Annotated in this window: 19 protein-coding genes; 12 read left to right on the top strand and 7 right to left on the bottom strand. The window is 68.5% G+C overall.

Annotated features, from left to right (window positions below):
* Positions 1–28: 28 nt before the first annotated feature.
* A complete protein-coding gene (locus ACU5AX_RS01300) occupies positions 29–1702 on the bottom strand; it encodes a methyl-accepting chemotaxis protein (protein ID WP_446689347.1) in 1674 nt (557 codons plus the stop codon).
* A gap of 256 nt (positions 1703–1958) precedes the next feature.
* Here ACU5AX_RS01300 and ACU5AX_RS01295 point away from each other — a divergent pair, with 256 nt between their 5' ends.
* The 6 genes from ACU5AX_RS01295 (at position 1959) to ACU5AX_RS01270 (ending at position 7246) form a co-directional block, all read left to right on the top strand.
* Complete coding sequence (locus ACU5AX_RS01295) at positions 1959–3008, top strand: COX15/CtaA family protein (RefSeq protein ID WP_446689346.1); 1050 nt, start codon at positions 1959–1961, stop codon at positions 3006–3008.
* Positions 3005–3322: a divalent-cation tolerance protein CutA gene (cutA, locus tag ACU5AX_RS01290; protein WP_446689345.1), complete on the top strand. Its 318-nt coding sequence runs from the start codon at positions 3005–3007 to the stop codon at positions 3320–3322. The genes ACU5AX_RS01295 and cutA overlap by 4 nt, the downstream gene beginning before the upstream one ends.
* Positions 3323–3479: 157 nt before the next feature.
* Positions 3480–3959, top strand: coding sequence for a 50S ribosomal protein L13 (gene rplM, locus ACU5AX_RS01285; protein ID WP_198353087.1), 480 nt, complete (start codon positions 3480–3482; stop codon positions 3957–3959).
* Positions 3959–4507: a 30S ribosomal protein S9 gene (gene rpsI / locus ACU5AX_RS01280; protein ID WP_198353088.1), complete on the top strand. Its 549-nt coding sequence runs from the start codon at positions 3959–3961 to the stop codon at positions 4505–4507. The genes rplM and rpsI overlap by 1 nt, the downstream gene beginning before the upstream one ends.
* A gap of 200 nt (positions 4508–4707) precedes the next feature.
* Entirely contained in the window at positions 4708–6732 is a 2025-nt protein-coding gene (locus tag ACU5AX_RS01275) for a spermine/spermidine synthase domain-containing protein (protein WP_446689344.1), read from the top strand.
* 64 nt (positions 6733–6796) lie between these two features.
* Complete coding sequence (locus ACU5AX_RS01270; RefSeq protein WP_446689343.1) at positions 6797–7246, top strand: DUF4126 domain-containing protein; 450 nt, start codon at positions 6797–6799, stop codon at positions 7244–7246.
* 349 nt (positions 7247–7595) lie between these two features.
* On the opposite strand, the gene ACU5AX_RS01265 is transcribed toward ACU5AX_RS01270, so the two are convergent.
* The 5 genes from ACU5AX_RS01265 to ACU5AX_RS01245 all read right to left on the bottom strand — a co-directional run bounded on the left by ACU5AX_RS01265 (position 7596) and on the right by ACU5AX_RS01245 (position 12749).
* Positions 7596–8198, bottom strand: coding sequence for an ATP-binding cassette domain-containing protein (locus tag ACU5AX_RS01265; protein ID WP_446689342.1), 603 nt, complete (start codon positions 8196–8198; stop codon positions 7596–7598).
* Entirely contained in the window at positions 8188–8877 is a 690-nt protein-coding gene (gene modB, locus ACU5AX_RS01260) for a molybdate ABC transporter permease subunit (RefSeq protein ID WP_446689341.1), read from the bottom strand. The genes ACU5AX_RS01265 and modB overlap by 11 nt, the downstream gene beginning before the upstream one ends.
* Before the next feature lie 3 nt (positions 8878–8880).
* Positions 8881–9648, bottom strand: coding sequence for a molybdate ABC transporter substrate-binding protein (modA, locus tag ACU5AX_RS01255; RefSeq protein WP_446689340.1), 768 nt, complete (start codon positions 9646–9648; stop codon positions 8881–8883).
* Positions 9649–9709: 61 nt separating this feature from the next.
* Positions 9710–10468, bottom strand: a complete 759-nt coding sequence (locus ACU5AX_RS01250; RefSeq protein WP_446689339.1) for a hypothetical protein — start codon at positions 10466–10468, stop codon at positions 9710–9712.
* A gap of 13 nt (positions 10469–10481) precedes the next feature.
* Entirely contained in the window at positions 10482–12749 is a 2268-nt protein-coding gene (locus ACU5AX_RS01245; RefSeq protein ID WP_446689338.1) for a S9 family peptidase, read from the bottom strand.
* A gap of 178 nt (positions 12750–12927) precedes the next feature.
* Here ACU5AX_RS01245 and ACU5AX_RS01240 point away from each other — a divergent pair, with 178 nt between their 5' ends.
* From ACU5AX_RS01240 to ACU5AX_RS01215, 6 genes are all read left to right on the top strand, one after another.
* On the top strand, positions 12928–13587 hold the full coding sequence (locus ACU5AX_RS01240; RefSeq protein WP_198353096.1) for a DUF6975 family protein: 660 nt from the start codon (positions 12928–12930) through the stop codon (positions 13585–13587).
* A gap of 76 nt (positions 13588–13663) precedes the next feature.
* Positions 13664–14512 (top strand): AAA family ATPase, encoded by an 849-nt coding sequence (locus ACU5AX_RS01235; RefSeq protein WP_446689337.1) that lies wholly within the window; start codon positions 13664–13666, stop codon positions 14510–14512.
* Positions 14513–14729: 217 nt separating this feature from the next.
* Entirely contained in the window at positions 14730–15299 is a 570-nt protein-coding gene (locus ACU5AX_RS01230) for a CHAP domain-containing protein (protein WP_446689336.1), read from the top strand.
* Positions 15300–15404: 105 nt separating this feature from the next.
* Positions 15405–17324 carry a CocE/NonD family hydrolase gene (locus ACU5AX_RS01225; protein WP_446689335.1) on the top strand — a complete coding sequence of 640 codons (1920 nt, stop codon included), beginning with the start codon at positions 15405–15407 and terminating at the stop codon, positions 17322–17324.
* 63 nt (positions 17325–17387) lie between these two features.
* Positions 17388–18566, top strand: a complete 1179-nt coding sequence (locus tag ACU5AX_RS01220) for a vWA domain-containing protein (RefSeq protein ID WP_446689334.1) — start codon at positions 17388–17390, stop codon at positions 18564–18566.
* A 46-nt stretch (positions 18567–18612) separates the two neighbouring features.
* Positions 18613–18858: a hypothetical protein gene (locus tag ACU5AX_RS01215; RefSeq protein ID WP_446689333.1), complete on the top strand. Its 246-nt coding sequence runs from the start codon at positions 18613–18615 to the stop codon at positions 18856–18858.
* Between the two features lie 212 nt (positions 18859–19070).
* On the opposite strand, the gene ACU5AX_RS01210 is transcribed toward ACU5AX_RS01215, so the two are convergent.
* Positions 19071–20156, bottom strand: coding sequence for an anhydro-N-acetylmuramic acid kinase (locus tag ACU5AX_RS01210; protein ID WP_446689332.1), 1086 nt, complete (start codon positions 20154–20156; stop codon positions 19071–19073).
* Positions 20157–20177 lie beyond the last annotated feature (21 nt).

The raw sequence follows: 20177 nt of genomic DNA, 5'->3' as shown, positions 1-20177 counted from the left end.
GCCGGCGGCCGGGCGGATCAGGCTCGCGTCACACCGCCCGGAGCGCGACGCGACGCCGCCCGGCCGGCGGCCGTTGCTCGGGGCTTGTGGCAATCGGAAGCCCCGACGGCCGCGGCCGGGTGTCGAGCCGGAAGCGGCCGACTTCCTGCGTCAGCCGCTCGGCCTCGCCGGCGAGATGGGTGGCCGCCGCCGTTGCCTCCTCGACCATGGCGGCATTCTCCTGCGTCGTGCCGTCCATCTCCGCGACCGCGATGTTGATCTGTTGCAGGCTGGTCGACTGGCGTTCGGCCGACGCGGCGATCTCGGCGGTGAGATCGGTGACTTCCGCGACGCGCATCACCAGTGCGGCCAGGGCGCGGCCCGTCTCGCCGACCAGATCGACGCCGACCCCGACCTGCTGGCTCGACGCGCCGATCAGCTGTTTCACCTCCTTGGCCGCGTCGGCGGACCGGCCGGCGAGCGCCCGTACCTCGGACGCGACGACGGCGAAACCCCGGCCTGCATCGCCGGCACGCGCGGCCTCCACCCCGGCGTTGAGCGCAAGCAAATTGGTCTGGAAGGCGATCGCGTCGATGACGCCGATGATCTGCGAGATCTGTTGCGCGGACCGCTCGATCGCCGCCATCGCCTCGGTCGCCTGCCGGACGACCAGCCCGGAGCGCTCGGTCTCCTCCCGCGCCAGACGCATGATCTCGCTGACCCGGTTCGCCCCCGACGCCGTCTCGCGCACCGCGCCGGTGATCTCGTCCATCGTCGCCGCGGTCTGCTCCAGCGAGGCGGCCTGCTGCTCGGTCCGTTGCGACAGATCGCCCGCCGCAATATTGACCTCACCGGCAGAGGTGCGGACCGCGACGGCCGACGCCTCGACGCGCCGGAGCGTGTCGGAAAGCTGCTCCATCGCCGTATCGAACGAGCGCGCCAGATCGTGATACTCCTGGGGCAGGCCGTCGCCGACGCGATGGGTGACGTCGCCCTCGCCCAGCCGCTGCAACGCCGTCGCCAGGGCGCTGACCACCGCCTTCTGGGCCGTACCATGATCGACCTGCGCCCGGGCGGCGGCGCGGAAGACCTCGGTCGCCTTTACCATCGCGCCGATCTCGTCCTGACGATCGCTGCCGACCAGGGTCAGCCGCAGATTGCCCGCCGCCATCGTCTGCATCGCCACCGCCGTCTCGCCGATCGGGCGCAGCACCTTGCCAATCACATAGGCGACGGCCGCCACCAGCAGCGCCGTCACGAGCACGCCGAGCGCGAGCAGCATGCCAATCATGGTGCGCAGGGTCGCATGGGTATTCGCCATGATCATGCCGTGCGCCGCACCCGCCGCGGCCGCGAGCCGGTCGACGCCTTGACGGTGGCGCTGATAGGCGGTGGTCAGCCGGGCATAGCTGGCTTGCGCCGCGACCCTGTCGCCCCGCTCTATCGCGGGGAGCATCTCCAGACGGAGCTCGCGCCAGAAGCGGTCCGCCGACGGCACGACGCCACGAAACAGCAAATTGGCGAGCCGCGGATCGAGCGAGGCAGCGCGCCAGCGTGCGACGCTGCCGCGATAGGCGGCCTCCAACCGGCCGAGCTCCACCCGGCGTGCCGCCAGCGTCTCCGGCTGCTGGATGAGCAGCGTCGCGACCAGATACGGTTCGATGATATAGGCCGGCGGCGGCAAAATTTCCGCCTGCAGATCATTCACCTGTTGGATGCGCATGCCACTCGGACCGCCGACACGAATGGCATTGACGCCAAATCCGGCGATAAGGGCTGCCAGAAAAACGGTTGTCAGGATGACGAAGCCGCCAAGGCGGCACTTCTGGGCCAAGCTCAACTGTGTTTCTCCCGATGCCGCCCTCACTATAGCAAGCGCCGACCGCGTTTCGGTCGGGCGCGACATCGTTCCGCGGATAATCGTGCCGGGTGCGCCGCGATCGCTGGTGAGGACGGCGAAATGGGCGTATGGCGGCGCCATGCTTCAGCCCAGCGCCGCCTTCCTCTCGCGCACCCGGCCCCGTGCCCTCGCCCTCTGGCTGTTCATCGTCGCCGGCCTGATCGTCGCGATGGTCGTGGTGGGCGGGATCACCCGGCTGACCGAGTCGGGCCTGTCGATCACCCAGTGGAAACCGATCAGCGGCATCATCCCGCCGCTGACCGAGGCGCAATGGCAGGCGGAATTCGCCGGCTACAAGCGCATCCCCGAATATGCCGCCTTCAACCAGGGCATGACGCTGGCCGGGTTCAAGGCGATCTTCTTCTGGGAATATGCGCATCGCCTGCTCGGCCGCGTCATCGGCCTTGCCTTCGCGCTGCCGCTGATCTGGTTCGCGATCCGCCGGCGCATCCCGGCCGGCTATGGCTGGCGACTGACCGCGATCCTCGCGCTCGGCGGGCTGCAGGGGGCGATCGGCTGGTGGATGGTGGCGAGCGGCCTGTCGGTGCGGACGGACGTCAGCCACGTCCGCCTCGCCATCCATCTGCTGACCGCGCTCACCCTGCTGGCCGGCATCGTCTGGACGGGGCTGGATCTTGCCGCGCGCGATCGCGATCCGCTGGCGGCGCCGGCGCGGCTGACGACGGTCGGCATCGCGGCGCTGGCCTTGCTGTTCGTGCAGATCTGCTGGGGTGCGTTCACCGCCGGCCTCGATGCCGGCTATGCCTTCTCCAGCTGGCCGCTGATGGGCGACAGCCTGTTCCCGAGCGGCGTGCCGATGGTCAGCCCGGCCTGGCAGAATGCCGTCGACAATCCCGTCGTCGTCCAGTTCATCCACCGCTGGTGGGCGTTCGTCGCCGCGGCGGGGCTGGTCTGGCTGTCGGTCGCCGCGACCCGCGCCGGCTCACGCGCCGGCTTCGTCGTTATCGCATTGGTCACGCTGCAGATCCTGCTCGGCATCGCGACGCTTGCCAGCGGCGTCCAGATCGTCGTCGCGGTTGCGCATCAGGCGAATGCCGCACTGCTGCTGATCGCCGCGGTCACTGCCGCGCATGCGGTCGGGCGGCGGCCCGCGTTGCGCCTGGCGTGACGGCGATCGCGCTGGTCCAGGCGACCTTCGCCGATCTGGACGAGGCGCGCGCGATCGGCGGCCGGCTGGTCGTGGAACGGCTGGTCGCCTGTATCAACATCCTCGCGCCCTGCCTGTCGCTCTATCGCTGGCAAGATGCGCTTGAGAGCAGCCACGAGGCCCTCGCCCAGTTCAAGACGCTGCCCGAGCGGGTGGATGCGGTCGTGGCGCGGATCGCCGACCTGCACAGCTATACCCTGCCCGCGATCGAACATTGGACGGTCGAGACCAACGAGGCAGGCGCCGCCTGGGTCAGGGATTGCCTGACCGGCTGAGGCGCCGCCCGTCGCCCATAACCCATTCGGGTATCATTTTACCCGTCAGCAAAGCCGCACTTTGCTTGACTTTCCGATGCCCTTCCAGCAATAGCCCGGTCGTTCGCGCCGCCCGTCACAGGCGGCGCGTCTCGTTTCGAACCGGAAAGGTCCCGCCATGAAGGCGCTCATGAAGACCACCAAGGCGGCCAAGCCGCACGAGGTGGAGAAGAAGTGGCACATCGTCGACGCCACCGACCTGGTGGTCGGCCGTGCGGCGACGATCATCGCCAACGTGCTGCGCGGCAAGCACAAGCCGAGCTTCACCCCGCACGTCGATTGCGGTGACAACGTCATCGTCATCAACGCCGACAAGATCCGCTTCACCGGCAACAAGGCCGCGCAGAAGGTCTATTACAAGCACACCGGCTATGCCGGCGGCATCAAGGGCGTCACCGCCGCCAAGGTGCTGGAAGGTCGCTTCCCCGAGCGCGTGCTGGAAAAGGCCGTCGAGCGCATGATCCCGCGCGGCCCGCTGGGTCGCCAGCAGATGCGCAACCTGCGCATCTTCGCCGGCTCGGAGCATCCGCACGACGCGCAGAACCCCGAGGTCCTCGACATCGCGGGCATGAACCGCAAGAACAAGGTGGGCGCATAATGTCCGACAACCGCCAGTCCCTTTCCGATCTCGGCGCCGCGCTCAACCAGCAGCGCGAGGCCGCGCAGGCCGATTCCGACACCCGCGCCGACGCCTATCTCGCCGGCGAGCTGAACGAGCCGACGCAGACCGCGCCGCTGCGCGCGCAGGAGCTCGACAAGCAGGGCCGCGCCTATGCCACCGGTCGCCGCAAGGATGCGGTCGCCCGTGTCTGGCTGAAGCCCGGCACCGGCAAGATCACGATCAACGGTCGTGACCAGGAAATCTATTTCGCGCGTCCGACGCTGCGCCTCGTCATCAACCAGGTGTTCGGCATCACCGAACGCGAAGGTCAGTATGACGTCGTCTGCACCGTCAAGGGCGGCGGCCTGTCGGGCCAGGCCGGCGCGGTCAAGCATGGCATCAGCCAGGCGCTGACCAAGTATGAGCCGGCGCTGCGCACCCCGGTGAAGCGGGCGGGCTTCCTGACCCGCGACAGCCGCACCGTCGAGCGTAAGAAGTACGGCCGCGCCAAGGCGCGTCGCAGCTTCCAGTTCTCGAAGCGCTAAGCGCGACGGATCGCGCGGGTGGCTCGGCCACACGCGTCCTGCATCTTTCGCGAGCAAAGGGGCGGTCCGGCAACGGGCCGCCCCCTTTTCGTTTGGCCATGTCCAGCAGCAGGCGGACATCTTTAGCGCGTCGTTAACCACCCGGTTCTAGGCTGGCTGCTGATTACAGGGGGGAACGCGTGGACACGACCTTCGGCGACATGAGCATCACAGGCAACCGGCGGGCCGCTCCGGCGAGCGACGGCACCAGCGGCGTTGCGCGTCGGCTGGTGGCCGCCAGCGCGCTGATGTTGTTTCTGGAACTCGCGCTGATCCGCTGGCTCGGCGCCAACGTCGTCCACCTGTCCTATTTTTCCAATTTCATCCTGCTCGGCTCGTTCCTGGGCGTCGGAGCGGGCTTCCTGATCTCGCGTAAACCTTGGTCCGTATGGCCGCTGACGCTGCCGCTGCTCGCGCTGTTGGTGCTCGGCGTGCTGACCTTTCCGGTTACGATCGAACGGAGCGGGGCGGACATCATCTATTTCACCTCACTCAAGCTGCATGGGCCCCCGGCGTGGCTGGTGCTGCCGATCCTGTTCGCGCTCACCGCGACGATCCTGGCCGGTCCCGCGGAGCTGGTCGGGCGCTGTTTCGCGCGCCTCGATCCACTGACCGCCTATCGCTACGATATCATGGGGTCGCTGGTCGGCATTGCGGTGTTCACGCTGCTCAGCGTCGCTCACGCGCCCTCGCTCGCCTGGGGCATCATCGCCGCCGGCACCGCGCTGGTGCTGACGCAGCCCGGCAACCGGCTCATCGCCGGTGTTGCTGCGGCGACGATCGTCCTCGTGCTCGGCGTCGAAACCTTCACGCCCGGCACCAGCTGGTCGCCCTATTACAAGGTGACGACCGAGGAGCAGCCGAACCACGGCCCCGGCTTCCTGCAGATCAACGTCAGTGGCGTTCCCCACCAATTGATGGCGCCGGCCCGCTGGAAGCTGGACCATGGCGAGCGGATCTACCAGACGCCGTACCTGCGCCTGCCGGGCAATCCGATGCAAGACGTGCTGATCGTCGGCGCCGGATCGGGTTCGGACGTCGCGATCGCGCTGAGCCAGGGCGCGGCACACGTCGACGCCGTCGACATCGACCCGCGCATCCTGGCGATCGGGGCGGAACGGAACATCGACCGGCCCTATGCCGATCCCAAGGTCGTGCGTCATACCAATGACGGCCGCGCGTTCCTGGAGAGCACCGACAAACGCTACGATCTGATCCTGTTCGCACTGCCCGATTCGCTGACCCTGGTCAGCGGTGCCTCGCAGATCCGCCTCGAATCGTTCCTGTTCACGCAAGAGGCGATGGCTTCGGTGCGCCGCCACCTGAAACCTGGCGGCGCGTTCGCGATGTACAATTATTATCGAGAACCCTGGTTGATCAACCGCCTCGCGGGGACCGCCGCAGCCGCTTTCAGCCATGCGCCCTGCGTCGACACCTTCGGCGATGCACAGGCGGTGATCAGCGTGGCGCTCGATCCCGCGCGCCAGCGGTGCGCCGGTCGCTGGCGCCCGCACGACGCCACGGTGGTCGCACCCGCGACCGACGATCGGCCGTTCCTCTACTTCCGCGGCGATGCCTTCCCACCCTTCTACGCCGTCACACTGATCGCCATCCTGCTGACCTCGCTCGTCGCCGTTAGGCTGCTTGGCGGACCGCTCGGCCAGATGCGACCCTATGCCGACCTGTTCTTCCTCGGCGCGGCATTCCTGCTGCTCGAGACCAAGAACGTGGCGACCTTCGCGCTGCTGTTCGGCACGACCTGGCTGGTCAACGCACTGGTCTTTGCCGGAGTACTGCTGGTCGTGCTGGCCGCGATCGAGACGACCCGCCGTGTTCGTACGCCGCGCCTGCCGGTGGTGTTCGCCGGTATCGCCGCGTCACTGGCGCTCGCCTGGGTGATCCGTCCCGAATGGCTACTGCCGCTCCCCTATGCGCCGCGCCTGATCGCCGCCACGGTGCTCGCCTTCCTGCCGATCTTCCTTGCCAACGTCGCCTTCGCCAAGCGCTTCCGCGACGCCGGTGATTCCCAGGCGGCGCTCGCCATCAACCTGCTCGGCACGATCGTCGGCGGCTGTCTGGAATATGCCTCGCTGTTCACCGGCTACAACAACCTGCTGCTGATCACCGGCGGACTCTACCTGCTGGCCGTCCTGCTCGCACCGAAGGGAGCATGGCGCGCCGCGTGAGCGGGAAACCACGGCGTCCGTCGCGAGTTGAATTGGCTGTCATTCCCTACCCAAAGGTCCCGCCATGCTCCGCTCGTTTCTCATCGGCCTCGTCGCGGGCCAGCGCGCGATGACCCCACTGGCGGCCGTCGCCACTGCCGCGCAGCGTGACACATTGCCCGCCGACGCACCGGGACGCGCCTTGTTTCGCGGGCCGCTCGGCACCTCGGGAGCGATCATCGCCGCGGCGAGCGAGATGGCCGGCGACAAGATGAAGACCGCGCCAGACCGTACGGTGCCCGCCGGGCTGATCGGCCGGACGCTGACCGCGGCCTATGCCGGTGCGGCCTTCGCGCCTAAGCAGCAACGTATGGCGGCCGCGGCACTGGCCGCGGTCACGGCGATCGGCGCGTCCTACGCGGGCATTGCATTGCGGAAGGCAGCGATGAAGCGCTGGGGCCAGACCGCGACCGGCTTCGTCGAGGACGCGCTGGTCATGGGTGGTGGGCTCGCGATCGCGTCTATGCGCCGCTGATCGGGGGCCATGAATCGCGATCAGAGCTCGGTCCGCGCGGGCCGAGCTTCGGCTCACTGCAAGCGACCGGCCGGCAGCGGCATGCCCCTTCCGGCCACCTCAGCGCATTGCGGGAAAAGCGATCTGCAACAAGCGCTCAATGGATGACGTGGCCAAGCTGGACAGCGTAAAGAACTTGTCCCGACACCCCCGGTGGCTTCGGGCCGTGGAAAGTTGTGAGAGCGAGTCAAGGGAGGTACATAGCGATGATCGCAACCGATCCGTCTTGCTCGATAGGGCACGATGAGCAAGCCCGGCAATTGCTGATCGTCGTCACAGCGGTTTAAACGGTGCGACCTCTGATCTAATATCACACCCGAATGATACGGGTCGCGAGTCTTTCCGCTTCTTCCAGATCGTGCGTTACCATCAGGATGGGCAGTCCGGCGGCGTCACGCACGCGCTCGATCGCCGCCATGATCTCGTCCCGCCGCGCCCGATCGAGCGACGACAGCGGCTCGTCGAGCAAAAGGAATGCCGGATCGCGCAGCAATGCGCGGCCGATCGCCACCCGTCGCGCCTCGCCCCCCGACAGCGTCCGCGGCCAGCGGTCGAGCAGATGGCCGATCCCCAGCATCGCCGCCAGCGGCGCCAGGCCGTACTCGTCCGATGCGCCATACAGCAGATTGCCGCGAACCCGCCGGTGCGGGAACAGCCGAGGCTCCTGAAAGACATAGCCGGCGCGCCGCGCCTCCGGGGACAGATCGATTCTGGTCGCGGCGTCGAACAGCACCCGCCCGTTGACCACGATCCGGCCACGGTCCGGGCGCAGCAGACCGGCGACCATGTTGAGCACGCTGGTCTTGCCGACCCCCGACGGACCGAACAGCACCGTCAGCCCCGGCCCCGCCACCAGCGACAGCGCCACCTCTACTTCGCCCAGCCGCCGCGCGACGTCGATCTCAAAGGACATGCAGGCCCCGCCGCACACGCCGCGCGAGCAGCTCGGAGACCAGCAGGGCAATCAGACTGAGCGCCACCGCGATCCCCGATAGCCGCCACACCATCGTCTCCGCGCCAGGCTGTTGCAGCGCCGAATAGATCGCCAGGGGCAGAGTCTGGGTCTGCCCCGGCACGTTGGAGACGAAGGTGATCGTCGCGCCGAATTCGCCGATCGAACGGGCGAAGCCCAACACCGCGCCGGCGAGCACGCCGGGCAGGCTGAGCGGCAGCGTGATCGTCCAGAACACGCGCGCCGGCGTCGCCCCCAGGGTTCGAGCGGCGCTTTCCAGTCGCCGGTCGACGGCCTCGATCGACAGCCGCATGGCGCGCACCATCAGCGGCAGCGCCATCACCGCCGCGGCGATCGCCGCGCCCGTCCAGCGGAACAGCACGCTCGCGCCGAACCAGCTCTGCAACGGCGCACCGATCGGCCCCGCCGGTGCGAAGGCGAGCAGCAGCACCCAGCCGGTGACCACCGGCGGCACCACCAGCGGCAGGTGCACGACCGCATCGAGCAGCAGCTTGCCGGGAAAACGCGCGCGGGCGAGCAGCCAGGCAAGGCCGAAGGCGGCGGGCAGCGTCGCCAGGATGGCGGTGCCGCCGACCTTGAGCGACAGCGCCACGACCGCCCATTCCTGTGACGTCAGCACGCTCTAACGGGCCGCGGTGAAGCCATAGCGGCGAAAGATCGCCTGCGCCGTCCCGCCGTGCAGATAGCGGCGGAACGCCTCCGCCTCCGGATTGCTCGACGTGGCCAGCCGCGCGACCGGATAGGTGATCGGCGGATGGCTGCGCGCCGGAAAGACGCCGGCGATACGGACTCGAGGCGACGCCTGCGCATCGGTGGCGTAGACGATCCCGAGCGGGGCCGCGCCGCGCTCGACCAGCGTCAACGCCGCGCGGACGCTGTCGCCGCGCACGACATGCGGTGCGACCTGCTGCCACACGCCGAGCGCGCGCAGCGCCGCCTCGCCATAGCGACCCGCCGGCACCGGCGCATCGGCCATGGCCAGCGGCCCGGCCGACAGCGTCCGCGCCAGGGCCGCCGGTGCGAGCGGGATGCGGACGTCACGCGTCGCCGGCGCGACGATGACCAGACGATTGCCCAACAGGGTCGCGCGGCTCGCCGGCACGATCAGCCGCTTGGCGGCGAGGGCATCCATCCACGCTTGGTCCGCGGAGAGGAACAGGTCCGCCGACCCGCCCGCCTCGACCTGCCGGGCCAGGGCCGAGGAAGCCGCATAAGAGATGACCGGACGGGGATGGCCCTGGCGGGCCCAGGCGTCGGCGACCGCGTCGAGCGATCCTTGCAGACTGGCCGCGGCCAGGACCAGCGGCGGCCGGCGCTGCGCCGCCGCCGGCACGGCGATCGTCGCCCCGATCGCGACCAGCAGCGCGCGCCGGGTCGTTGCCTTCAGCATCGCCATGCTCCTTGCTTAGCTGCCTTCGCGCATCCGACCGCGCAGCGGCGGCGCCGGTTCGTCACTTGCCGGTCACATAATGGTCGCCGGCCCACCGCGCCTGCATCGCCGCGTTCGGGCCGAAGCGCAACGTACCATGGTCGCCCTGCGCCAATTGGAAGCCGTTGGGGTCGGAAACCGCCGTGACCAGCGCGCGATGCCGCGGGTCGGCGCCGCGCACCACCTCCAGACGATATCCTTGCCCGCCGGCATTGGCGACCACGGCGGCGCGATCGGGCAGCCGGTCGCCGTCGAACTCGCCCTCGATCGCGATCACCGGCTCGTTGATGCCATCCTCATAGACGTCGAGCCGTCCCGCATCGCTGACCTTTTCCGCCCATTCCACGATGGCACGGCGGTAACGGACCATCGCGTCGCCGCCGTAGAGCGACAACGACAGCCGGCGGCCGCAGCCGGGTTTCTGCACCTCGACGCCGCAGGCACCATGAACCACGCCGACCGCGGCGATCTTGCCGGCCGCATCGACCACCACGGCGCCCTTTTCGCCACAGGCATCCTGGCGGCAGGCGGTGAACAGCCAGGCGCCGCCGATCCGCTGCGGCTTGTCCGCCTCTCCGCCCAGCACCGCCAGCGCTTGGTCGGCGACCGGGGGCAGGCCATCGCTGAGCAGATTGGCGCGCTGGCCGCCGACCACCGCACGGATGGCGTCGGTCGCCCCAGGCGCCGCGAGCAGCTCGGCCGTGGTCAGGCAGGCGTCGGGCTGGGTCAGCGAACAGGTCGCCGGCGCGGCGGCGAGCAGGGCAAGGGCGATCAGCGGCATGGCGGGGCTCCGGTCAATGCGCCGCGGCAGGCGCGGGAGCGTTCTTCACGTTGCGGTCGAGGAAGTCGAGGATCGTTCGCCACAGATGCTCGCTGATCCCCGGTCCACCGACGCGATGCGTCTGACCGGGATAGAACATCATCTCGAACGGCGTGTCGCTGCCCTGCAGTGCCGCGGCGAGTTGCGTCGAATTGTCGAGGAAGACATTGTCGTCGGCCATGCCGTGGATCAGCAGCAGCGGCTCGCGAATCTTGGACGCATCCGCCACCGCCGCCGATTCGGCATAGCCCTGCGGATCCTTGGCGGGATCGCCGAGATAGCGTTCGGTGTAATGCGTGTCGTACAGCTGCCAGTCGGTGACCGGCGCCCCGGCCACCGCCGCGGCATAGACGCCCGGCGTCTTTTCCAGCATCTTCAGCGACAGATAGCCGCCGTACGACCAGCCATAGGTGGCGATCCGGGCCGGATCGACGAACGGCATCGTCTTCAGATAGTCCGCGCCCGCCTTCTGGTCGGCGACCTCGACCGTGCCCATCGCGTGATAAATCTGGTTCTCGAACGCCCGGCCGCGATTGGGCGAGCCGCGATTGTCGATCTGGAAGAAGATATAGCCCTGATCGACCAGCCATTGCGGCAGCGCCCCCTGCCAGCCGCGCGTCACCGTCTGGCTGCCCGGGCCGCCGTAATGCTGGAAGAACACCGGATAGCGTCTGCCCTGCTCAAGCGGCGGGGTGATCATCTCCCAGTGTAGCACCGAGCCGTCGGCGGCCCTGATCGTGCCGAACTGCGTCGGCCGGTGGCTGGCAAGGAAGGGATAATAGGGATGGCCGGGCCGGATCGCATTCTCGTTGATCCAGGCGACGCGTTTGCCCGATGTATCGGCCAGATAGACCTGCGTCGGCTGCGCCGGATTGGACCGCCGGACGATGAAGCGGCTGGCCGCCGCGTCCATCGTCGCGGCATGGGTCCAGCCGGCCTCGGTCAGCCGGGTGACGATCTTCGGCCTGGCGAGATCGACGGCATAGATATGCTGCTCCAGCACGTCGTCCTTGTTGGCCAGGAAGTAGACGCGCCCGGCACGCTCGTCGACGCCGACCAGCCCGGTGACGACCCACCGCCCTTCGGTCAGCTGGGTCCAGCGCCCGTCCGGCTGCCAGCGGTAGAGATGGCCATAACCGTCGCGCTCGGAGCGCCAGATCAGACTGCCGTCGCCGAGCGGCCGGTAGCTGTCGCTGAGGTGAAGCCAGCTTGTCGCGGGCGCGCGTTCGGTGAACAGCACGCGCGAGCGGCCCGTGGTCGGGTCGACGGCGAGCATGTCGAGCGTCTTCTGGTCGCGGCTCTGGCGCTGGACCAGCAGCGTCTTGCCGTCGGGCGTCCAGTCGACCCGCGCCAGATAGATGTCGGGATCGGCGCCGAGGTCGACCTTAACCTGGCCCGAGCCGTCCGGCCGCATTACATGCAGCTCGACCAGCACGTTGGGCGTGCCCGCCGCCGGATAGCGCTGATCGTAGGTCTTGGTCCCGGTCGCGCCGATCGACGCGCGCGTCGCCACATGGACCGGCGCTTCGTCGAACCGTTCGACGGCGACGTAGCGTTCGTCGGGGCTCCACCAATAGCCGGTGCGGCGGTCCATTTCCTCCTGCGCGACGAATTCCGCCTCGCCGAAGTGGACGGTGCCGCCGCCCGCCGTGGTCAGCGCGCGCGCCGCACCGCCGTCGAGCGGCTGGACGAAGACATTCTGGTCGCGCACGAAGCTGACGAAGGCGCCCTTGGGGGAGATCACCGGGTTGAGCTGGCCGCCCGGCCGGTCGGTCAGCCGACGAACGCCGCCGTCGAGCGATGCCAGGTAGAGATCGCCGTCGATCGGTACCAGGATCGACCGGCCGTCGGGCGCGAAGTCATAAGTGACGATCCCCTTGGCTCCGCCGATCCGCGCGCGCTCGCGCTGCATCTTTTCGGCCTCGCTCAACGCGGCGCCGCTGCCGACCGTCTTGCTGTCGACCAGCATCCGCTCGGCACCGGTGCGGGTGTCGCGCGCCCATAGGTCGCTGCGCTCCTTCTCGTCGGCGCGCGGTCGCAGGAAGGTGAGCAGGCTGCCGTCCGGCGACAGGCGCAATTCGCTTGGCTGCGCCCCCGATAGGTCGGGGCTGGCGAAGACGCGCCGCAGCGTCAGCGCGCCAACGTCGGCGTCCACCGCGGCGGGCGCGCGGACCTGGGCATCAGCGTTCACCACGATCAGCCCCGCCGTTGCCCATGCCACTCCCACCAACCATGCCCGCATCCCTGTCGCCCCCACCCCTCGTGACGGCGTTCATACGCCACGGCTCGCCGCGGTAAAGCTTTCTTGGGCTTTGGTTAGCGCGTCATCAACCGCGTCTTTACTTGCTTCGTATAGGTCGGAAGTCGACAAGCGACGGGTCGGGCAACGGTGCCCGCCGCAATGCTCGCATCGGGGTAGCATGTTGGACACGGCACGAACGGCCTGGCACACGAGCGCTTGGACAGCCGTCCTCCGCCTGTCCGCAACCGATGGCAGCGCCTGTCATCCCTATGTGACCCATTTGCTGGGACAATCGCCGCCCGCGCGCGACCTGTCGGATGCGGTGCATGCGCTCTGTGCGGTGCACGGCCACCATCCCGGTCTCGCGGCCGACGCACGTAACGCCTGCGCGCAGCCCGATGCGTGCGACTGGCTCGAATCGATCGCGCAGGCCTTCGTCGGCGAGCGCAGCTATATCGCGCATCTCGCCGCCGCCGCTGGCCCCCTGCCCTCGACCCCCGGTCAGGCGGAAAGCGAAACCGCTTTGCTCACCAGCCGCCACGCCATCGAGATGCTCGCCCGATCGGAACGGCGGGGCTGCGCCACCGGCGCCGTCGCCGCGCTCGTCGTCGACTGGGCGGTGATCCGCGCGCTGCTGGATCAGGCCGCGAGCCGCTTCGGCATCGAGGCACCGGCGCTCGGCTTTCCGCCGGAAACGGTCACCGCCGCGCGGGTTGCGGAACTCGGTGCCTCGCCAGCGACTGAACGCGCCGTCTGCTTCGGCGCGCAGCAATTGTTCGCGCAGCACCGCGCGCTGTGGAATTTGTTGGAGGCCCGCGCCAGCGCCCGCGAGGGCTGACCACCCCGGCCGACGGGATTTGCGTCGCCCCGCCATCGCGCCTATCGCCATACCCGATCTTCCAGAAGGACCGGGCATGCAGCGTTTCGAGGGCACCCAGAGCTATGTCGCGACCGACGATCTGAAGGTTGCGGTCAATGCCGCGGTGACGCTGCGTCGCCCGTTGCTGGTCAAGGGCGAGCCCGGCACCGGCAAGACCGTCCTCGCCTATGAGATCGCGCAGGCGATCGGCGCGCCGCTGATCGAATGGACCGTCAAGTCGACCACCAAGGCGAATCAGGGCCTGTACGAATATGATGCGGTCGCACGGCTGCGCGACGGCCAGCTCGGCGACCCGCGCGTCCACGACATCGGCAATTACATCCGGCGAGGCAAATTGTGGGAGGCCTTCACCAATCCGACGCCGCCCGTCCTGCTGATCGACGAGATCGACAAGGCGGACATCGAATTCCCCAACGACCTGCTCCACGAACTCGATCGCATGGAATTCCACGTCTACGAAACCGGCGAGACGGTGCGCGCCACCGAACGGCCCGTCGTGGTCATCACCTCGAACAACGAGAAGGAACTGCCCGACGCTTTCCTGCGTCGCTGCTTCTTCCACTACATTCGCTTCCCGGACCGCGACACGATGCAGGCGATCGTCGACGTCCATTTCCCGGGCATCCAGAAGCTGCTGGTCAGCCGCGCCCTCGATCTCTTCTACGAGGTGCGCGACGTCCCCGGGCTCAAGAAAAAGCCGTCGACCAGCGAATTGCTCGACTGGCTCAAGCTGCTGCTGCACGAGGACATGCCGCTCGAGGTGCTGCAGAACCGCGATCCGACCAAGGCGATCCCGCCGCTGCATGGCGCGCTGCTGAAGAACGAGGCGGACGTGATGCTGTTCGAGCGGCTCGCCTTCATGGCGAAGCGGCAGGGACGCTGAACGGCAGGCGCGGCGCAGTGGCATTGGTGCGGCATTGGCGCGGCACTCCGCTTTTAAGTTGCACCATACCGCCAAACGCCACTGATCCCATTACGCTTTCGTAACGTCTGGAGCGCAAGACGTTGCTCCGCGACCGACCTCCATCCGGTCGTCCCGGAGGCGCGTTAACCATAACTGCCAACCCGCCAGTCACCTCCGCCGGACTATGGCAGGCGTCATGCGGGGCATTCTTCCCAAATGCGGCATCTCGGCCGTGGCAGCGATCGTGGCGGTGGCGACCATGCCTGCCGCGATGGCGAGCAGCTTGCTCGACTATGTCGGCCAATGCGTCCCCTTCGCCCGCGCCGCCTCCGGCATCCAGATCTACGGCGATGCCTGGACCTGGTGGGACCAGGCCGAAGGCCGCTACGAGCGTGGTCATCGCCCCGCGGTCGGTTCGGTCATCGTCTTCGCCAAGACGGCGCGCCTGCCGCTCGGCCATGTCGCGGTGGTCAGCCGGATCGTCGAGCGGCGCGTGCTGATGCTCACTCACGCCAATTGGTCGCGCCAGAATGGCGAGCGCGGCCATGCCGAACAGGACGTCACGCTGTACGACGTCTCGCCCGGCAACGACTGGAGCGAGGTCAAGGTCTGGTTCCGCGACAATGACGGGCTCGGCGGCAGCATCTACGCGATCAAGGGCTTCATCTACGGCGAGGGACGCGCCGCCGCCGGCCTGTCGGCGCGCAACCCTGACTATGTCGGCGCCCTGATCGACGCCTATGTCCCCGGTGCCGGCCGGCGCTAGGTCCGCTTCGCGACGGGCGCTCGTGCGACCGACATGGATTAGCCGCTTCCACGCCCGTCGCGCCTGTGTCATCCCTGTAGCAACAAAAGCTTACAGGACCTGCCGATGCGCCGCGCCCTTACCCTGTCCCTGCTCGCCGCCCCCCTGCTCGCTGCGGCACTCGCGGCCGGCGGCCAGGCGCAGCAACTCGGCTCCGACATCCCCAAGACGTTCAAGCCGGTCGACGGCGCCTTCGATTTCGAGCGGCGCAGCGTCGACATTCCGATGCGCGACGGGGTCAAGCTTCACGCGGTGATCGTCCAGCGCAAGGGGCTGACCGACGCGCCGATCGTGCTGCAGCGCACCCCCTATGGCGCGGAAAGCGCGACGCAGCGGGAAAGCTCGTCGCACGGCGCGATGACCGTGCGCGCCTCCGATGCGATGCTGCTCGATGCCGGCTACATCCGCGTCTACGAGGACGTGCGCGGCAAATACGGGTCGGAGGGCGATTACGTCAACGAACGCCCGCTGATCGGGCCGCTCAACGGCACCAAGGTCGATCACAGCACCGACGCCTATGACACGATCGACTGGCTGGTGAAGAACCTGAAGAACAGCAACGGCCGCGTCGGCATCATCGGCACCAGCTATGACGGCATGATGGCGGCGATGGCGCTGGTGAAGCCGCATCCGGCGTTGAAGGCGTCGGTGCCGATGAACCCGGTGATCAACACCTGGATGAACGACGACGATTTCCACGGTGGGGCCTTCCGCCTGATCGGCTTCGATTATTATTACGGGCAGGACGCGGCGAAGGGCAATGCCGGCGACCTGTGGCGCGATGCCTATGACGATTACGACGTCTTCCTGCGCGCCGGCTCGGCGAGCGATTTCGTCCGCAGTCACGGCCTGCAGCAATTGCCCTGGATCAACCGGATGCTCGCCCATCCCGCCTATGACGCGTTCTGGCAGGCGCAGGCGCTGGAGGACATCCTGCCCAAGCAGCCGCAGACCGTGCCGACCCTGTGGGTCGCCTCGCAATGGGACCAGGAGGATATCTACGGCGCCATCGCCGCCTATCGCGCGGTCAGCAAGGTCGATCCGAACCACGTCAACCATCTCGTCCTTGGTCCCTGGGCGCATGGCGGCGCAAATGGCGACGGATCGACGCTGGGCGCGATCCGCTTCGATTCGGACACCGGTCTGTGGTTCCGGCGCGAGGTGCTGCTGCCCTTCCTCGACGCGCATCTGAAGGGCGACGGCGCCGGCGACACGCTGGCGCCGGTCACCGCCTTCCAGACCGGCAGCAACCGCTGGCAGACGCTGCCGACCTGGCCGCTCGCCTGCGACGCGACCTGCACCGCGCCGATGACCAAGCTCTATTTCGCCGGCAATGGCGCGCTCGACTGGAATGCGTCAACGGCGAACGGGCGCGACAGCTACGTCTCCGATCCGGCCAAGCCGATCCCCTATCGCCTGCGCCCGATCCGGCCGACCTATGCGACCGGATCGACCTGGCGGCAGTGGCTGGTCGACGATCAGCGCCCCTTCTCCGATCGTACCGACGTGCTCGTCTGGCAGACCCCGGCGCTGACCCGGCCGGTGGCGATCTCCGGCGCGGCGGTCGTCGATCTGCTCGCCAGCACCACCGGCAGCGACGGCGATTTCGTCGCCAAGCTGATCGACGTCTATCCGGCCGAATATACCGACAAGCCGGAAATGGGCGGCTATCAGCTGCCGGTCGCGATGGACATCTTGCGCGGCCGCTATCGCGAGGGCTTTGCGACGGCGAAGCCGATCGCGCCCAATCAGGCGCTGCGCTATCGCATCGTCTTGCCGCACGCCAACCACGTCTTCCTGCCGGGTCATCGGATCATGGTGCAGGTCCAATCGAGCTGGTTCCCGCTCTATGACCGCAACCCGCAGACCTTCGTGCCGAGCATCATGAACGCCCGGCCGGGCGATTACCGCAAGGCGACGATCACGGTGGATTACGGCGGCGCGCACGGCAGCGCGATCGAACTGCCGGTGGTGGCGGCGAAATAGCGGTCATGCCGATCCGCCGGCGGGGCTGGCGCGACGATCGGCAAAGCCGCTAGACCGTCAGCCATGTTCCTGACCTTCCTCGACGCGCTGCGCAGCGCCGGCATCCCGGCGAGCCTCAAGGAGCATCTGCTGCTGCTCGAGGCGCTGGAGGCGGAGGTGATCGAGCCGAGCCCCGACGCCTTCTACTATCTCGCCCGCGCCACCTATGTGAAGGACGAGGGCCTGCTCGACCGCTTCGACCAGGTCTTCGCGCATGTCTTCCGCGGCCTGGAGGCGAGCTACGGCACCGCCCCCGCCGAGCTGCCCGCCGACTGGCTGAAGGCGGTGGCGCAGCGCTATCTCAGCCCGGAGGAGATGGCCAGGATCGAGGCGCTCGGCTCGTGGGACGAGCTGATGGCGACGCTGCAGCGACGACTCGCCGAGCAGGAGGGCCGCCACCAGGGCGGCAGCAAATGGATCGGCACCGGCGGCACCAGCCCGTTCGGCAACAGCGGCTACAATCCCGAGGGCGTGCGCATCGGCGGCGAGAGTGTCCACAAGCGCGCGATCAAGGTCTGGGAACAGCGCGACTTCCGCAACCTCGACAACACCCGCGAACTCGGCACCCGCAACATCAAGGTGGCGCTACGCCGCCTGCGCCGCTTCGCGCGCGAGGGCGCGGCGGATGAACTCGACATCGACGGCACGATCCAGGGCACCGCCCGCCAGGGCTGGCTCGACGTGCGCATGCGGCCCGAGCGGCGCAATGCGGTCAAGGTGCTGCTGTTCCTCGACGTCGGCGGCTCGATGGACCCTTGGGTGCGGCTCTGCGAGGAATTGTTCAGCGCCGCGACCGCGGAGTTCAAGAACCTCGAATTCTTCTACTTCCACAATTGCCCCTATGAGGGCGTGTGGAAGGACAATCGCCGCCGTTTCCAGGAACGCACCGCGACCGCCGACCTGCTTCATAAGTTCGGCCACGATTATAAGCTGGTCTTCGTCGGCGACGCGTCGATGAGCCCCTATGAGATCACCCAGCCGGGCGGATCGGTCGAGCATTTCAACGAGGAGGCGGGGGCGACGTGGCTGCAGCGGCTCGCCGCCACCTACCCCGCCGCGGTCTGGCTCAACCCGATTCCCGAAGCGCAATGGGGCTATACGCCGTCGATCGGGCTGATCCGGCGGCTGATGACCGACCGCATGTATCCGCTCACCCTCGCCGGCCTCGACGATGCGATGCGCGAACTGACCCGCAAACGCTAGTCGGACCGGATCGGACGTGTTAGGATCGCGGCACAGGAGGTTTCCGATGCGCGTTCTGCTCCCCCTCGTCCTGCTCGTCGCGCCACCGGCCCTGGCGCAGTCCGCGAAGCCCGCCAAGCCGCCTCCCCGTCAGTGCGAACGCCCCCAGGCCTCGCAGGTCGGCTCCCGCACGCCAAAGGCAAAGCCCCGCAAGCTCGGCGAGATGCCGATGGCTCAAGCCTTCTATGCCGTGCTGCGCGAGATCGACGGCTGCCCGCAGAACGTCGCCGTCCGCGAGATGCCGAAGCGGTAGGGCAGCCGGGCTCCGCGCCCGCTGCCCTACACTAGAGCGGCAGGGCGCCCCCGCACCTAGACCGTCATCCCCGCGCAGGCGGGGATCCAGACACGCCGACCTCAGCGCAAGAGGCGCGGCCGTCGCGTTTCTGGATCCCCGCCTGCGCGGGAATGACGCCAGTCGAAAGGACGACCGCCGCGGCGCGGAATGACGGCCGACGAACGCGCCGCCTAAACCCGGCTCACCACCCCGCCCGGCATCGCCGCCGGCACGCCGGTCGTGCCGGGAAAGCTGATCGGCAGGCCCTTCAGCGTCCGCACCGCCATATAGGCGAAGCCCTCCGCCTCCATCGCATCGCCGTTCCAGCCGAGCGTGTCGCTCGCCACCGGCGTCAATCCGGTGCGCTCGCCGATCATCCGCAGCAGCGTCGGATTGTGCCGGCCGCCGCCCGCGACGATCAGCTGCCGCGGCCGTTCGGGCAGCAGGGTCAGCGCCTCCGCGACCGTCGCCGCGGTAAAGGCGGTCAGCGTCGCCGCCCCGTCCGCCGCCGCCAGGCCACGTGCCGGCTGGATGGTGAAGTCGTTCCGATCGAGCGACTTGGGCGGTGGTGCATCGAAATAGGGATGGTCGAGCATCGCGGTCAGCACCGTCTCGTCGACCCGCCCCGCCGCCGCCAGCGCACCCTCCGCGTCGTAGCGCGCGCCGCTCTCCGCCTCGACCCAACTGTCGATCAGCCCGTTTGCCGGGCCGGTATCGAATGCGATCAACGACCCGTCCGCACCGACATAGGTGATGTTGCCGACGCCGCCGAGGTTGAGCACCGCGACCGGCTTGGCCAGGTCCGCCACCAAAGCGGCGTGATAGACGGGCAGCAGCGGCGCCCCCTGCCCGCCCGCGGCGACATCGGCACTGCGCAGGTCACTGACCGTGGTGATGCCGGTCGCCCGCGCCAGCGTGTCGCCGCTGCCGATCTGCCAGGTCCAGCCGCGGTCGGGCCGGTGCGCGATCGTCTGGCCATGATAGCCGATTACCGCGACGTCGGCCGCCGCCACCCCCGCGTCGCGCAGCAATTTGTGGACGGCCAGCGCATGCGCACGGTCGATCAACTCGCCCGCCGCGACGATATCGGGGCTCTGCCGCGGCCGGTCGAAGGTCAGCGCCAGCGCCGTCGCCGCCGCCAGCTGCTCGCGCGCGGCATCCGAATAGGGCTCGCCGCGGAAGGCGATGGCGCGCACCTCCGCCTCGCCGTCCGTCTCGATCAGCGCCGCATCGATCCCGTCGAGCGACGTTCCGGACATCAAACCGATCGCGAGCATGGCATCCCCTTCCCCTCCTGA

It is taken from the genome of Sphingomonas benefaciens (assembly GCF_052907485.1).
This window is presented reverse-complemented; position numbering and strand designations above follow the sequence as displayed.

What these genes read in the sequence shown, in the direction of transcription:
- ACU5AX_RS01300 (WP_446689347.1), bottom strand. Translation starts at nt 1,702, where the DNA reads ATGCGCATCCAACAGGTGAATGATCTGCAGGCGGAAATTTTGCCGCCG.
- ACU5AX_RS01295 (WP_446689346.1), top strand. Translation starts at nt 1,959, where the DNA reads ATGCTTCAGCCCAGCGCCGCCTTCCTCTCGCGCACCCGGCCCCGTGCC.
- rplM (WP_198353087.1), top strand. Translation starts at nt 3,480, where the DNA reads ATGAAGGCGCTCATGAAGACCACCAAGGCGGCCAAGCCGCACGAGGTG.
- rpsI (WP_198353088.1), top strand. Translation starts at nt 3,959, where the DNA reads ATGTCCGACAACCGCCAGTCCCTTTCCGATCTCGGCGCCGCGCTCAAC.
- ACU5AX_RS01275 (WP_446689344.1), top strand. Translation starts at nt 4,708, where the DNA reads ATGAGCATCACAGGCAACCGGCGGGCCGCTCCGGCGAGCGACGGCACC.
- ACU5AX_RS01270 (WP_446689343.1), top strand. Translation starts at nt 6,797, where the DNA reads ATGCTCCGCTCGTTTCTCATCGGCCTCGTCGCGGGCCAGCGCGCGATG.
- ACU5AX_RS01265 (WP_446689342.1), bottom strand. Translation starts at nt 8,198, where the DNA reads ATGTCCTTTGAGATCGACGTCGCGCGGCGGCTGGGCGAAGTAGAGGTG.
- modA (WP_446689340.1), bottom strand. Translation starts at nt 9,648, where the DNA reads ATGCTGAAGGCAACGACCCGGCGCGCGCTGCTGGTCGCGATCGGGGCG.
- ACU5AX_RS01250 (WP_446689339.1), bottom strand. Translation starts at nt 10,468, where the DNA reads ATGCCGCTGATCGCCCTTGCCCTGCTCGCCGCCGCGCCGGCGACCTGT.
- ACU5AX_RS01245 (WP_446689338.1), bottom strand. Translation starts at nt 12,749, where the DNA reads ATGCGGGCATGGTTGGTGGGAGTGGCATGGGCAACGGCGGGGCTGATC.
- ACU5AX_RS01240 (WP_198353096.1), top strand. Translation starts at nt 12,928, where the DNA reads ATGTTGGACACGGCACGAACGGCCTGGCACACGAGCGCTTGGACAGCC.
- ACU5AX_RS01235 (WP_446689337.1), top strand. Translation starts at nt 13,664, where the DNA reads ATGCAGCGTTTCGAGGGCACCCAGAGCTATGTCGCGACCGACGATCTG.
- ACU5AX_RS01230 (WP_446689336.1), top strand. Translation starts at nt 14,730, where the DNA reads ATGCGGGGCATTCTTCCCAAATGCGGCATCTCGGCCGTGGCAGCGATC.
- ACU5AX_RS01225 (WP_446689335.1), top strand. Translation starts at nt 15,405, where the DNA reads ATGCGCCGCGCCCTTACCCTGTCCCTGCTCGCCGCCCCCCTGCTCGCT.
- ACU5AX_RS01220 (WP_446689334.1), top strand. Translation starts at nt 17,388, where the DNA reads ATGTTCCTGACCTTCCTCGACGCGCTGCGCAGCGCCGGCATCCCGGCG.
- ACU5AX_RS01215 (WP_446689333.1), top strand. Translation starts at nt 18,613, where the DNA reads ATGCGCGTTCTGCTCCCCCTCGTCCTGCTCGTCGCGCCACCGGCCCTG.
- ACU5AX_RS01210 (WP_446689332.1), bottom strand. Translation starts at nt 20,156, where the DNA reads ATGCTCGCGATCGGTTTGATGTCCGGAACGTCGCTCGACGGGATCGAT.